At 63.2% G+C, this 13,843-nt stretch carries 10 protein-coding genes; 2 read left to right on the top strand and 8 right to left on the bottom strand.

Features of this window, described 5'->3' with window-relative positions; genetic code table 11:
- The first annotated feature begins 247 nt into the window (after window positions 1-247).
- Entirely contained in the window at window positions 248-1,369 is a 1,122-nt protein-coding gene (locus WNZ15_RS19330; protein ID WP_342894649.1) for a TauD/TfdA family dioxygenase, read from the top strand.
- A gap of 138 nt (window positions 1,370-1,507) precedes the next feature.
- On the opposite strand, the gene WNZ15_RS19325 is transcribed toward WNZ15_RS19330, so the two are convergent.
- From WNZ15_RS19325 to katG, 7 genes are all read right to left on the bottom strand, one after another.
- Window positions 1,508-2,212: a pseudouridine synthase gene (locus WNZ15_RS19325; RefSeq protein ID WP_342894648.1), complete on the bottom strand. Its 705-nt coding sequence runs from the start codon at window positions 2,210-2,212 to the stop codon at window positions 1,508-1,510.
- A gap of 1 nt (window position 2,213) precedes the next feature.
- Window positions 2,214-3,269, bottom strand: coding sequence for a class I SAM-dependent methyltransferase (locus WNZ15_RS19320; RefSeq protein WP_342894647.1), 1,056 nt, complete (start codon window positions 3,267-3,269; stop codon window positions 2,214-2,216).
- Between the two features lie 57 nt (window positions 3,270-3,326).
- Window positions 3,327-3,896 carry a GDYXXLXY domain-containing protein gene (locus WNZ15_RS19315; RefSeq protein WP_342894646.1) on the bottom strand — a complete coding sequence of 190 codons (570 nt, stop codon included), beginning with the start codon at window positions 3,894-3,896 and terminating at the stop codon, window positions 3,327-3,329.
- A complete protein-coding gene (locus tag WNZ15_RS19310; protein ID WP_342894645.1) occupies window positions 3,893-5,254 on the bottom strand; it encodes a DUF2157 domain-containing protein in 1,362 nt (453 codons plus the stop codon). The genes WNZ15_RS19315 and WNZ15_RS19310 overlap by 4 nt, the downstream gene beginning before the upstream one ends.
- A 327-nt stretch (window positions 5,255-5,581) precedes the next feature.
- Window positions 5,582-8,242, bottom strand: a complete 2,661-nt coding sequence (locus WNZ15_RS19305) for a DUF3141 domain-containing protein (RefSeq protein WP_342894644.1) — start codon at window positions 8,240-8,242, stop codon at window positions 5,582-5,584.
- 9 nt (window positions 8,243-8,251) lie between these two features.
- Complete coding sequence (gene fabI, locus WNZ15_RS19300; protein ID WP_342894643.1) at window positions 8,252-9,016, bottom strand: enoyl-ACP reductase FabI; 765 nt, start codon at window positions 9,014-9,016, stop codon at window positions 8,252-8,254.
- A gap of 237 nt (window positions 9,017-9,253) precedes the next feature.
- Complete coding sequence (gene katG, locus WNZ15_RS19295) at window positions 9,254-11,431, bottom strand: catalase/peroxidase HPI (protein WP_342894642.1); 2,178 nt, start codon at window positions 11,429-11,431, stop codon at window positions 9,254-9,256.
- Between the two features lie 278 nt (window positions 11,432-11,709).
- On the opposite strand from katG, the gene WNZ15_RS19290 reads away from it, so the two are divergent.
- A complete protein-coding gene (locus WNZ15_RS19290; RefSeq protein ID WP_342894641.1) occupies window positions 11,710-12,645 on the top strand; it encodes a LysR substrate-binding domain-containing protein in 936 nt (311 codons plus the stop codon).
- A 7-nt stretch (window positions 12,646-12,652) separates the two neighbouring features.
- Here WNZ15_RS19290 and WNZ15_RS19285 read toward each other — a convergent pair whose 3' ends face one another.
- On the bottom strand, window positions 12,653-13,819 hold the full coding sequence (locus WNZ15_RS19285) for an MFS transporter (protein WP_342894640.1): 1,167 nt from the start codon (window positions 13,817-13,819) through the stop codon (window positions 12,653-12,655).
- Window positions 13,820-13,843: the final 24 nt, after the last annotated feature.

The raw sequence follows: 13,843 nt of genomic DNA, 5'->3' as shown, positions 1-13,843 counted from the left end.
CCCGCTTTCTTCGCGCATCCGGCAAAATCCCTTTTGCCGGATGCCGCTTTTGCGGTAGCGTTCGGAATGGTTTGAACGGCGGGCCCTGCCCGCGAGCGGGTCTGAAAGTGAATGTTCGCAATTCTCGGGCGCAACCCCGGCAATCCGCATAACAAGGCCTACTGGTGGTGGCCGCCCCCCGCCGACCGTTGATGCATGCGCCTTGCAAGGCGCCCTGGACCTGCAACACATCAACGGACGTTTCATCATGACAAGCATTTCCCTGCGCGGCGACGACCGCGTGCTTCATGTCGCCTGGCCGGACGGCACCCGGGCCGACTATCCGTTTCTCTGGCTGCGCGACAATTGTCCGAGCGGTTTCCATCCCCAGACCCGGGAACGGCAATTCGACCTCACCGGCATTCCGCTGGACATTGCCGTTTCCCGGGCCGAGCTGGAAGACGGCGACATCGTGCTGACCTGGAGCCATGGCGGCCACGTCAGCCGGTACCAGCCCGGCTGGTTGCGCGATCACCGGCCGGGCCTCGGCCTTGCCGACGCGGCCCGGATCGACCCGGTCCCGTGGCGCGGCGATCTCGACCCGGACACACTTCCGCGCGCGGCGGCACAGGATCTGATGACCCGGGACGATGCCCTGCTGGCCTTTCTGATCGAGACGAAAAAGACCGGTCTGGCCCTGGTCGACGGCATGGCCGACGACGCGGAGGCGGGCATTGCCATGGCCCGCCGGATCGGTTTTCTGCGCGAGACCAATTTCGGCACCACGTTCGAGGTCATGTCGAAACCCAATCCCAACAATCTCGCCTACACTTCCCATGCGCTGCCGCTGCACACGGATCTCGCCAACCAGGAGCTGCCACCCGGCTTCCAGTTCCTGCACTGCCTGGCCAATGAGGCGGAAGGCGGCGGCTCGACCTTCTGCGACGGCTTCGCCATTGCCGCGGACCTGGCCAGCCAGGATCCCGACGCCTTCAGGCTGCTTGCCGACACGCCCATTCCGTTCCGGTTCCAGGACGACGACACCGACATCCGCCGACGCCACACGGTGATCGACCTGGATCCCTTCGGCAATCTGCAGGAACTGCATTTCAACGCGCATCTGGCCGGCATCTTCGACCTGCCGGCGGAGAAACTGGAGGCCTATTACCGGGCTTACCGCACGCTCATGCAGATGACCCGGTCCGACGACTACATCGTCACGACGCGGCTGAGAGGCGGAGAAATGGTGATCTTCGACAATCGCCGTGTCCTGCATGGCCGGTCGGCCTTCGACTCGAACACCGGATTTCGCCATCTGCGCGGCTGCTATGTCGACCGAGGCGAATTCGACAGCCGCATCCGGGTGCTGAGCCGGAACGGGGACGCATAGAAACATGCAACGGCACTTCCAAATGTCGTTGTGAAAAACTCGGAAGATCAGGCAGGCCCGGCCTTGAGCCGGGACCTGCCGCGAGGCCCCGGCTCGATGCCGGGGCGGCGCCGGTGTGGACTTGAGCGCGCCGAAAATTTACTCAGACGCGAAAATGAGCGCCTTGTCTTCTTCCGACAACACTTTCCAGCCACCCTCTTCCAGCCCCTCGACGCTGAGCCCGCCGATACGGCTTCGCACAAGAGCGGTGACGTGATTGCCGGTGGCGGCGAACATGCGGCGGACCTGGTGATAGCGGCCTTCGTGCAGGATCAGGCGGGCATGGGTCTCGTCCACAATCTCAAGGCCGGCAGGCTTCAACGGCTTGACCTCGCTTTCCAGCATCATTTCGCCGGACCCGAACAGCGCGGCCTCGTCCCCTTTCATGGGCCGGTCGAGCGTTGCCTCATAGACTTTCGGGACTTCCGCCTTGGGGGAAATCACCTTGTGCAGGAACGTGCCGTCGTCGGTGAACAGCAGCGCGCCGGAGGTTTCCTTGTCGAGCCGGCCGATGGTGGACAGCACCGGCTTGCGCATGCGGTACCTGTCGGGAAGCAGATCGTAGACCAGGCGTCCCTGGTCCTTGACCGAGCAGGTGTAGCCGACCGGCTTGTTCATCAGAATGACCACACCCTGGGCCGGGTCGAGCGGCTCGTCGTCGAACAGGATGTCCTCGTGGGCCGTCTTCGCATCGGGTTTGAGCCGGTTACCGTCCCGGTCGGTGACCCAGCCGTTGCGGATCGCGGTCTGCATTTCCTTGCGGCTGCCATAGCCGAGATTGGCGAGAAGCTTCACCAGCCGCATGTCAACGCCCCCCTTTTGCCTTGCCCTTGGCCTTCACCGCCCGGATCACCTTGTAGCCGCCCTCGTCGGCCAGTTGGGTGACCTGGGCGAAGACGTCGGCGAGTGTCTGCTCGTAGGGCAGATGCCGGTTGGCGACCATGAAGAATTCTCCGCCGGGTCTCAAACCTGAAGCTGCCGCCCGGATGAAGCCCTGACCGACATCGGTCCGGTCGGCCCTGCCCGCCTGGTGGAAGGGCGGGTTGGAGACAATGAAATCGTAAGGTCCCTCGATGCCCCGGGTCACGTCCGACCAGATGCCGTTCATGGTTTTTTTGCCCTTGAAGCCGGAAAGATTTTGCTCCGCCAGCTCAAGGGCGCGTTTTTCGGCCTCGTAAATATCCATGGCAGCAACGCCGGGCGCCTTTTCAAAAACCGACTGCGTCAGGAAACCGAACCCGGCCCCGAGATCGGCCCCCTTGCCTTTGAGTGTGGCCGGCAGGAGACTTGCGAGAAGCCGGGACGCCGCATCGATCCTGTCCCAGGCAAAAATACCGGGCCGGCTGAGCCAGGCCCCGTCCAGAACCGAGCGCGGCGCGTCGAACTCGAGCCACTCGGCGAGAAGGCCGTCATTTCGCTTGCCGGCCTCGACGGTCTCCCAGACGACCCGGCATTTGTTCTTGGTCAGGTTCTGGGCACCGCCCAGCAAATCCTCCAGGTCGCGTTCCAGGGTCCTGGCCCCCTCGGTGTTCGAGGCGCAGGCAATGACGATACCGCCGGATCTTGTCCTGGACACCGCGCGGGCGAGCTGAGCGCGGGCTTCCTGGCGCTGGCGGCCCGGCAGCACCAGCACCGCATCGAAACCCGTCTCACCGGTCTCGGCGACCACGTTCAGGCCGGCCTTGAGCAGCGCATCCCGGTCGGGGGCGAAGCTCTGTTCGCACAGCAGGTCCGCATCGACCAGCCCGGCAAGAGACCGGCCTGTACGGGCGCGCAGGAAAAGGACACGCGGCTTTTCCGTCAGCACGACGGCACCGGTTTCAATCGGCAGGATCAATGTGTCGAGCGCGGGATCGGACATCAGGAACTTTCGGCTGGCTATCGGGTGCAGCGCTCATAGCGCCAGAATGGCGCCACGTCAAAAGATGGCGTCGGACCTGAACGCCTGGCCGTCTATGAGAAGACGGATCGGCAGAGACCGTCCGTCCCCGGTGATCGCGACTTCCAGAAGCACGCGGCTGGCGTCCAGCCGTTCGATTTTGCGGCCTTCTCCTTCCGGTACGAAGAAGGCGTCGATGCCGTAATCGATCCGGACTTCCGTCCCCGAGGCGGAAACGACCGTTCCGGCGAGCGCCAGCCTGCCCGCCCCGGCCCGGTCTCTGGCGATCACCACCGGTCCGGGGGGACTCTCTCCTTGCGCGGTCAGGCCGACGTAGACCGTGTCGCCCGCGCGCACCGTATCCGCTCCCTCGACGTCGATGGACACCCTGCCGATCGCCAGATTGATGATCACATAGTCGCCGCGCAGAAGATCGCGCGGGTCGACCGGAATCAGTTCCAGTTGAACGCGCTCGCCATTGCGCTGAACGTCGACCCGATCCGCCAGCGGGAGGGCGATCAGCGCCAGCTGGATCAGGGCCACCAGGCCCCAGACCATATACGCGCGCGGCACCGGGAGGCGGCCGGAGGCGGAGGCTGCGTTCGTCATGGCCCGGCCTCCCGGTCCTGCGCCGGCGATCCGGCGGCGGACGGTCCCCGCCTCATCAGCCGCGCAAGCCAGAGCGCCATGGCAAGCAGCAGGAGCCCGGCAATCAGGAAGAACACCGACTGACCCAGCAGAGAGCCGATCGTGACCTGAAGCAGCCACAGGGCAACCGCCGTCAGCCCCAGATAGGCGCACAGCATCCAGGCCCGGTTGTTGTACCAGGTCCCCAGCGCGCACAATGCGGTCAGCGCGGCCAGGCACATCGCCGCCCGGACCGGAACGCTGGCCGTTGCCAGCGGCGCCAACAGCGCCAGCAGGACGAGCCCGGCGGCGGCGAACAGCGCCATGGACTTCGCGGATTTGAAGGACAGCAGCAGCCCCGTGGCACACAGGAGAACCGCTCCCCCCAACGGCAGCAGGCCCGGCATGGCCAACAGGCCGCGAATGTAGTCGTCGCCGTGAAATTCCGGCTGAAGCACCAGGGCGAGCACGGTCAGCGCACACAGGACCAGAAGTCCGGCGTCCTGCAGCGAACGTGTCATCAGCCAGTGGCCGTGGCGCCGCAAGGGCCTGCCGCTGGACCACTTGACGAACAGGTCCGCGACAGGGTCGAGTTGCAGCAGGATGGCGGCAAGACCGCCCGCGCCGACCAGCGCCATGGCCGATATGGCATCGTCACCGTCTCCCAACAGATCCGCGGTATCGGCAAACCAGCGGCCATAGGTCACCCAAAGCAGGCTGATGGCCGCCCAGCGCGACAGGCGGGCGGGATGAATGATGGCATGGCCAGCGACGGCCACCAGAAACGCCAGCCCGACAAGATCCAGCATCGGATCGGACGCTCCGATATCCGACCGGGTCACCTGCCAGGTGACAGCCGCGGCACAGGCAACAACGAGCGACGTTTTCGATCCGGTGAGCCAGGCGGCGGCAAGGCCGCCGACAACGACCAGAAACGCCCCGCCTGCCCAGTCGGACGGCAGATGGAAGATCTGTCCGACCAGCGCCATGCCCCCGACGAAAACAAGCGTCGCGAACCCGGTCGCCAGATCCGATATGCCCTTGCGGCCCCTGGTTGCGGCCGAAGCCGCCAGCAGGTGACTGCCCACGACAAGAACGGCAATTCCCGCAAGCTTCACGGCCTTCGGGATCGCTTCCCAATTTGCCGCGACAAAGGCAAAAATCGCCAGTGCAACACACACCATGCCGATGCCGGCAAGTGCCATGGGCAGTCGCGAGCGGCCATCGTCCTGCTCCTGATCCCGGAGGATGGCGGCGGCCCCCTCGGAGGGCACCCAGCCATTCGCGACCCATATTTCCAGGTCGTCTTTCAGGCGCTTCCTGTAGGTCCAGTCAAACATGCAAAATGATTTCGCCTCTTTGTGGCAGTTCGCCCAGTGTCCACCATTGGCCAGATACCACGTGCGGCGCAATACCGGTTTGACGGATTTCCGCCCGGAACGGACTTGCCGTATCCGGCGTTATCGCTATTCTGGCATAGGTAATTTTACCGTCTCCCGAGCAGTGCGGCGAACACACAACCCGTGTCCTGCCACATGAACCGGGAAACGGAATGGTTTCCGGATCAGAGCCTAACTCCAAAAAAACCAGAGGGGCTCTGGGGGCGTTCGAGAGGCCCGGACGCCCCATTTTTTTCAATTCGATGCTGCCAATTCGATGCTGCCACCTTATTCCACAGGTTCTTCCGAAGCCTTCGCCGCGCCCCGCCGCTTGCGCGCGGCAGCAGGTTTTGGGCCCTCCGGCGTGCTTCCCTCGCGGGCAGGCGCCTTGCGCCCGGCCTGTTTGCGGGGTGATGCTGCCTTCGGCTGGGCAGATGCGGATGCGGTCTTCGCTTCCGTCCCGCCGGAGGCCTCGTCGACGCGTTCACCGTGCGTCTCTTCGGGGAGCCGGTCCGGCAGGCGTACCGTATTCGCGACGCCTTGCGGACTGGCCGACTGCAGAGGATCGTCGGTAATGTCTCCCGAGACGGGCGGAAGCCCCAGGACACGATTGAACGTCTTCAGCAATTCCAGGGTGTGAGGTGCCATCTCGTCGACGGCTCCCGGCACGTAGCGCACCACCTTCGACGCCAGCTCACGGTCCGCCCTGGTCTCCAGGAGTTTGGGCAGGGTCTCGATTGCCTGATCGCGGGCGAATTCCACGATCAGGGTCTGCTCCCGGAGCATGAAACTGCGTTCTTCCGGCTTCAACGACTTGAACGGCTCGTCCTGGTTCAGCACGCGGGCGGAGCGTTCCAGCCGGTCGCCGCGAACCGTGCCGCGGCTTTCCGCCAGAAGGATCAGCATGCGGATCACCGCTTCGCAGAACCCGCCTTCCTCGATATGCATCAGCGCGGCCTGCACCGGCGGCAGACTGCGCATTTCTTCCTTGCCTTTCAGCGTCCTGCCCGGCTGCCTGGGGCGGCCGAACCAACGCATGTAGGGGGAGCCCCAGAGGCTGTAGAACATGCTTTCGTAAGCGGTGTCGCGCAGATCCCGGTAGAGATCCATCGACTGCTCCACCAGGGCCGCGTTGACATGCTGAAGCTCGACGAACGGATTGTCCGGTGCCGCCGGCGTTCGTCCCTCACGCACACGCGCGGCCCAGCCCGGCAGCGCGCTCAAAAAAGGATTGAGACTTGAAAATGAGGCCCGCTCGACTCTCAGCGGATGCGTCCTGCGGCGCAGGTCGGCGCTCTGTTCGGTCACACCTGCCTGCACGAAAGGACGTATGCAGACATCGTAGAATTCGGCCTGCTGTTCGGATGCGCGGGCGACGGCGGCGAATGGAATTTCATCGTCCCGGCCATCATCGATCAGCTTCAGATCGTCCATCGTGCGTTCATGGAAGCTGACCGTGAATTCACGTTCCAGAAGATCGCCCTCGTAGTCGTCGATGGTCATTTCATAAAGGCCCGGGGCCAGCGCCTCGATGGTCTTCAGAGTCGATGTGACCTCGGTATGTTCCTTCTTGGCGATTTTCGACGAGACGAAAATTCCGAGGTGACCGACCTGATCGTGGATCATGTAGATGATCCTCTGCCCGCGGATGGCGATTTCCCGCTCGTCCGTATAGGTGTCCATGATCCAGTTGATCGCCTGCTGCGGTGGCGTGATGTTGTCGCCCCAGCTTGCGAACACGATGATTGGCGCGCGAACCCGCCTGATGTCGACGTTGATACCCGGTTCAAGCTGGGCCTCGTTCTTGGACAGCCGGTTGCCAACGAAGAGCTGCTCGACGATCCACCTCATTTCAGCTTCGTTGAACAGGAAATAGCCGCCCCACCAGCGTTCGAACTCCAGGAAACGCGAAGGTTCGGTGTCCACCTTTGCGTAAAGGTCGTAATATTTGCCGAAGTAATTTCGCGACGGGTTGAGCTGTTCGAAATTCTGGACAAGATCCGCCCCGTCGAAAATGCCGTGGCCGAGGTCGGAATAATACATCGCGTTCCAGGTTCCGCCCAGGACACCCGCATTGTAGCGCATGGGGTTCTCGCCCACCCGTCCGGACCATGTGGCCACCGGGGCCCCGTTCAGCAGGATCGGCCCGGACAGGTCCGGGTTCATCGCCGCCAGGATCAGGGTTGCCCACCCCCCCTGACAGTTGCCGGTGATGATCGGATGGGGCGCCTCCGGGTGCAGTTCCATGACCTTGCGGACGAATGCCGCTTCGGCACGGGTGACATCCGCAAGGGTCTGACCTTTTTCCGGCATCCGGCTGAAGGCGATGAAGTAGGCCGGATGGCCGTCACGCAGGGCAACACCAACCTGACTGTCCGGCTTGAATCCACCGATGCCGGAGCCGTGGCCCGCGCGCGGATCGATGATGATATAGGGGCGTTTCCAGGGCTTGGGCTCCTTGCAGTGCACATCCCTGGGAGGCACGATCTTCAGCAGCATATAGCAGCTCGGATGCGGCAGATCCGCTCCGTCCAGAACCACCTCATAGTCGTATTTGAGAACCGGCGGACAGCCTGCTTCCTCATGCTCGAGAAAATTGTCGCCGCGCTGGCGCAGAGTGTCCATGGTCAGGACCATGCGCTGGGACGCATCCTTCCAGTAGTCTTCCCAGGCCCTGAAAAGCCCGCCGGCGTTCCGGGTTCCGCTCATGTTTTCCATGGCCTGGTTGAAGTCCGAAAGACTTTTCTGCCAGCGGCTCTTGTGAGTTTCAGTGATCTTGGTCAGATTCTTGCCGAGCCCGCGGCCCATCAGTTCGGCAAGATTGGAGAGTTCCGTGGCCTGGGCCTGCAGGGCGGTGAACCGTTCCGAGGGGGTCCAGGCGGTGCTGTCGCTGAGCGAATTCAGAAACTCGTTGCGGCCTTTTTCAAAAGCGTCAAACATGTCCTTCATCAGGACCTCCTATCCAAGAATACTGTAGCCGCCGTCGATCGGATGAACGGCGCCGGTAACGTTGAATGCCTCCCGGCTGGCAAGAAACGCCGCATAGGCGCCGACGTCGTCGATCGTTGCGAGTTGATGGGTCGGCGCGCGCTCCGCAGCGTCATTCAGGAGCGCGTCGAATTCGGCGATTCCGGACGCGGCGCGGGTCTTGAGCGGCCCCGGCGACAGCGCGTGAACGGAAATACCCTTCGGGCCCAGTTCCGCCGCCGCGTAGCGTGTCGCCGCTTCCAGCGCGGCCTTGACCGGACCCATCACACCGTAATTCTCGACCACTCTCTGAGCGCCCATGAAGGAGACGGTCATGCAGGTGCCGCCCTCGGGCATGAGAGGCTCGGCCTTGCGGATCAGGCGCAGGAAGGAATGCACGGAAATATCCATTGCTTCGCCGAAGCCGTCGGCGGAACAATCGATCACACGGCCGTGCAGATCGTCCTTCCTTGAAAAGGCAATGGAATGAAGGAGTGTGTCGAGGGAGCCCCATTTTTCCGTGATTTGCGTAAACAGCGCCTCGAGTTGCGCATCGTCGCGCATATCCAGCGGCGCAATGATGTCGGCCCCCAGTTCCTCCGCCAGCGGGCGCACATGAGGCTCGGCCTTTTCGTTCAGATACGTCACGGCGAGATCGGCACCCTGGGCCCTGAAGGCCTTCGCACAGCCATAGGCGATGGACTGATCGTTGGCGATCCCGACCACCAGGGCTTTCTGGCCCGTCAAATCGAACATGCGCTCTCCGCTCCAATTCTGTGGGTGGCAGATCTCGCCACTCCAACCGGGCAGCCTGGTTCCGGAAACCGGCAAGGACCACCAAGCCCTCTTCGCAGTGCAACATCATCCTTGTGACGGAACAATGACTTTTTTGGGAAATACGGGATACTGCTGACGCAAGACTTACGTTGCAACGCAAAAAAACGGCGCTCCGGAGATCCGGAGCGCCGCAATTTTTACCTGTTGTGACCGATGTCAGTGCAGGTCGAACCGGTCCGCGTTCATGACTTTCGTCCAGGCGGCCACGAAGTCCCTGACGAACTTCTCCTTGTTGTCGTCCTGGGCATAGACCTCGGCATAGGCACGCAGGACGGAGTTGGATCCGAACACCAGGTCCGCGCTGGTTGCTGTCCACTCCAGGGTGTTCAGCTTGCGGTCGCGGATTTCATAGATGCCGTCGGCAACAGGAAGCCAGCTGTACTTCATGTCGGTCAGGTTGACGAAGAAGTCCGTGGTCAGGGCTCCTTCCTGCTTGGTGAAGACACCGTGCTTGCTGCCGCCGTAGTTGGCGCCGAGCACACGCAGGCCGCCCACCAGAGCCGTCATTTCCCGAGCGGTCACGCCCAGAAGCTGTGCCCGGTCGAGCATCATCTCTTCGGCGCTGACGACGTATTTTTCCTTCTGCCAGTTGCGGAAACCGTCCGATAGCGGCTCCAAGACATCGAAGGATTCCGCGTCGGTCTGCTCATCCGTTGCATCGCCGCGGCCCGGGGCGAATGGCACCGCCACACCGAAGCCGGCCGCCTTGATGCCCTGCTCGACACCGACATTGCCCGCCAGAACGATCACGTCGGCAACGGACGCACCGGTTTCCGCGGCGATCGGCACCAGCTTGCCAAGCACCTTGGCCAGTTGTTCCGGCTCGTTGCCTTCCCAGTCCTTTTGCGGCGCCAGGCGGATCCGCGCACCGTTGGCGCCGCCCCGCTTGTCGGAGCCGCGGAAGGTGCGGGCGCTGTCCCATGCGGTCGCAATCAGTTCCGAAGCGGAGAGACCGCTTTCGGCGATCTTCGCCTTGACGGCGTCAACGTCGTAGGACGTGGAGCCTGCCGGGATCGGATCCTGCCAGATCAGGTCCTCGGCCGGGACGTCCGGACCGATGTAGTTGACCTTCGGACCCATGTCGCGGTGGGTCAGCTTGAACCAGGCGCGGGCGAAGGCATCGCGGAAATACGCCTCGTCCGCCATGAACTTGCGGCAGATCTCGTTGTAGACCGGATCCATCTTCATGCCCATGTCGGCATCGGTCATGATCGGGTTGCGGCGTATGGACGGGTCGGTCGCGTCGACCGGCTTCTTGTCTTCCGGCATGTTGACCGGTTCCCACTGCCATGCGCCGGCCGGAGACTTCTTCAACTCCCAGTCATAGTTGAACAGGTAGTCGAAATAACCCATGTCGAACTGGATCGGGAATTGCGTCCAGGCACCTTCGATGCCCGAGGTGAAGGCGTTCGCTGCCTTGCCTTCCTGGCCGGGATTGATCCAGCCGAGGCCCTGCCCCTCGACACCGCCGGCTTCCGGCTCGACGCCGATATTTTCAAAGGCGGCCTGGCCGCCGCCGTGGCATTTGCCGACCGTATGACCACCGCAGGTCAGCGCCGCGGTTTCCACGTCGTTCATTGCCATCCGGCGGAAGGTTTCACGCACATCCTTCGCGGTGCGAACCGGATCGGGATGGCCGTCGACACCCTCGGGGTTGACGTAGATCAGCCCCATATGCACGGCCGCCAGAGGGTTCTCCAGGCTCTCCGAATCGTCCGTGTCGCTGTAGCGGCCTTCAGACGGTGCGAGCCATTCCTTTTCAGACCCCCAGTAGACATCGATCTCCGGACCCCAGATATCCTCGCGGCCAAAGCCGAATCCGAAGGTTTTGAAGCCCATGGACTCGTAAGCCATGTTACCGGCGAGGATGATGAGATCGGCCCAGGAAAGCGCGTTGCCGTATTTCTTCTTCACCGGCCACAGCAGGCGGCGGGCCTTGTCGAGGCTGGCGTTGTCCGGCCAGGAATTCAGCGGAGCGAACCGCACATTGCCGGATCCCGCACCGCCGCGGCCGTCCTGCATGCGATAAGATCCGGCGGAGTGCCAGGCTGTGCGGACCATCAGACCGCCGTAGTGCCCCCAGTCGGCCGGCCACCAGTCCTGGCTTTCGGTCATCAGGGCGCGGAGGTCGGCCTTGACCGCTTCATGGTCGAGTCCCTTGACTGCTTCCTTGTAGTCGAAGTCCGGATCCATGGGGTTGGTGCGCGCGCCCCCCTGGTGCAGGATGTCAAGGTTCAACGCATCCGGCCACCATCTGTTGACCGGCTTGTCCATCCCGGTGTTGCCGCCGTGCATGACCGGACAACCGCCCGTCTTTTCCACCTTAGCGTCCATATCCCTCTCCAGTTCAATTTATGGTGACAATCACCATTTCATACAACTCTGACCTGATGTCAGCCGACCGGTGTCGCCGCGTCAAACCTTGATGAGGCATTCCGCCGGTTCCGCCTCTGACGACAGACCAAAGAGTGTCAAAAATCATCTGGAAGGAGCCAGGGAAACCGATGCCAGCGTGCCGGCGACCGTGTCCCTGACCTCTTCTGATTTCACAGTAGCAAACCCCGATTATCAGAGGAAGTTGTATTTACTGATAACTTTGATAAGATTAACTTATGATCAACATCACACTCAAACAACTCCGCTATTTCGAGGCGCTCGCCCGCCACAAGCATTTCGGACGAGCCGCCGAGGCCTGCTCGATTTCACAGCCGGCGCTGTCGATGCAGATCAAGGAGATGGAGGAAGCGCTCGGCGCGCCCCTGTTCGAGCGCGGTGCCCGGCAGGTGCGTCTGACCCATTTCGGCGAGGTCGCGGCGGAGCGGGCCCGCGACATCCTGCGGGCCGCCGACGAACTGGGAGACCTTGCCCGCGCCTCGCGGGACCGGCTGGTCGGGCGCCTGCGCATCGGTGTCATTCCGACGGTGGCGCCCTACCTGCTGCCGAAGGTGGTCGGCGAACTGACCGGCCGCTTTCCAGGCCTGGACATCCATGTGCGCGAGACGGTGACACCGAAGCTTATCCAGGAACTCGCCGACGGCCGCCTCGACACGGCAATCGTCGCGCTGCCCGTGTCGGAGCCCACTCTGGAGGAAACGCCCCTGTTCGAGGAACCGTTCGTGCTTGTGCGGTCGGCCCGGGAGGCAAATGCGCCGCTGCCAAATGCCGACACCTTGCGAGAAATGCGGCTGCTGCTGCTGGAGGAAGGCCATTGTTTCAGGGATCAGGCCCTGTCGTTCTGCAATCTGCCCTCCGGCCCTCCAAGGGAGGTGCTTGACGCCAGTTCCCTGTCCACGCTGGTGCAGATGGTCGGTGCCGGCATGGGTGTCACCCTGATCCCGGAAATGGCCGTGCCGGTGGAAACGCGCTCCGCATCCGTCGCAATCTCCCGTTTCGAGACCCCGGAACCACGGCGCACCGTCGGCATGGTCTGGCGCAAGTCCAGCCCGCTGGCCGGCCAGCTCATGGAGATTGCCGACATCGTCCGCGCGGCGGCCGATGGCGATCCCTTTCACCCGGGAACAGAGACCAACGACAACCTGCAAGCCTGAAAGGGCCCTACCGCCGTCGCCAGGTCACCGCGCCCAGAAGCGCCATGACCACCGCCAGCCCCAGAAGCACGCTCCTGGCGTCATCGCCGGCCGCGAACAGGGCAACGACCAGGCCCGCCAGTGGCTGGGACAGGTTGTTGAGACAGATGATCACGCCGGTGGTCTTGCCGAATTCCTCCGGTGGAATGATCTCCTTGCGCAAGGTGCGCACATAGATGTTGAACATCTTGTCGAAACCCGCGATCAGCAGGAAACCGGCGGCATAGACCAGCGGGTGGCCGCCTGCCCCGGTCAACACGGCGCCGATGCAGATCAGCATGTAGGCGGTCAGGCCGAGGGTGGTCAGACCCAGCGACACATGGGCCGTCAGCGATAGGACGCCGAGCGTCGCCAACGCACCGCCGACCTGCAGCCAGGCATAGACCTGCTCGCTCTGGGCGAAATACCCGGTCATCATGGCCGCGGCGGTCGCCAGGGTGGCCCCCACGATCAGGTTGACCCCGGCCGCCTGAACGATGGCGCGCGCAAGGCCCGGCAGACGCCAGACCAGCACCAGCGCATGTTTCAGGTCCCCCACCGGATGGCGGGGCCGGGCGGTCTGTGGAGCGGTTTTCATGCGCGCCTGTCCCGGCCACAGCAGAAAGACAAGATCGGCGAGCAGAAACAGCACCGTCGCCAGCACGACAACCGCCTCCCAGGGCCAGAATGCCATCAGGTAGGCCGCCGTCAGCGGGCCGAGCACGACACCCATCTGAGAGGCAAGCTGGCCATAGCTCGCCACCTTTTCAAAGCGCTGGTCGGAAAAGGCCCGCACCAGCACCATCTCCAGTGCCAGCATGCCCTGGGTCGTCAGGATGCCGACGACAGCCGACAGACCGATCAGCCACCAGACGCCGCCGAAGACGATCTGCCCGGTGATCCCGGCGACGCAGGCCACGGCCCGGAGCATACGGCTGATGCGCAGGAGCAGGATCGGCGACATCCGGTCGCACAGGATGCCGGCAACGGGAAAGGTGAGATAGCGCGGCAGGGTTTCAAAAAAGAACGCCAGGCCCGACCAGGCGACGTTCCCGGTGATCTGGAAGATCACCAGCGGCACCAGGAACAAGAGGATCTGGTCGGCGAGAACCGTCAGGAACAGGGAGGTGAAAAACGCGCGATCGCGAACCAGCATTCACAGGCTTTCAAGGAAGCGGTG

The organism is Roseibium sp. AS2 (assembly GCF_038900065.1).
GTDB lineage: Bacteria > Pseudomonadota > Alphaproteobacteria > Rhizobiales > Stappiaceae > Roseibium.
The sequence above is the reverse complement of the archived record's forward strand: the minus strand, read 5'-3'. Positions and strand labels throughout refer to the sequence as shown.

Excerpts from the sequence above, each read along its gene's own strand:
- WNZ15_RS19330 (WP_342894649.1), top strand. The coding sequence starts at position 248 with ATGACAAGCATTTCCCTGCGCGGCGACGACCGCGTGCTTCATGTCGCC.
- WNZ15_RS19325 (WP_342894648.1), bottom strand. The coding sequence starts at position 2,212 with ATGCGGCTGGTGAAGCTTCTCGCCAATCTCGGCTATGGCAGCCGCAAG.
- WNZ15_RS19320 (WP_342894647.1), bottom strand. The coding sequence starts at position 3,269 with ATGTCCGATCCCGCGCTCGACACATTGATCCTGCCGATTGAAACCGGT.
- WNZ15_RS19315 (WP_342894646.1), bottom strand. The coding sequence starts at position 3,896 with ATGACGAACGCAGCCTCCGCCTCCGGCCGCCTCCCGGTGCCGCGCGCG.
- WNZ15_RS19310 (WP_342894645.1), bottom strand. The coding sequence starts at position 5,254 with ATGTTTGACTGGACCTACAGGAAGCGCCTGAAAGACGACCTGGAAATA.
- WNZ15_RS19305 (WP_342894644.1), bottom strand. The coding sequence starts at position 8,242 with ATGAAGGACATGTTTGACGCTTTTGAAAAAGGCCGCAACGAGTTTCTG.
- fabI (WP_342894643.1), bottom strand. The coding sequence starts at position 9,016 with ATGTTCGATTTGACGGGCCAGAAAGCCCTGGTGGTCGGGATCGCCAAC.
- katG (WP_342894642.1), bottom strand. The coding sequence starts at position 11,431 with ATGGACGCTAAGGTGGAAAAGACGGGCGGTTGTCCGGTCATGCACGGC.
- WNZ15_RS19290 (WP_342894641.1), top strand. The coding sequence starts at position 11,710 with ATGATCAACATCACACTCAAACAACTCCGCTATTTCGAGGCGCTCGCC.
- WNZ15_RS19285 (WP_342894640.1), bottom strand. The coding sequence starts at position 13,819 with ATGCTGGTTCGCGATCGCGCGTTTTTCACCTCCCTGTTCCTGACGGTT.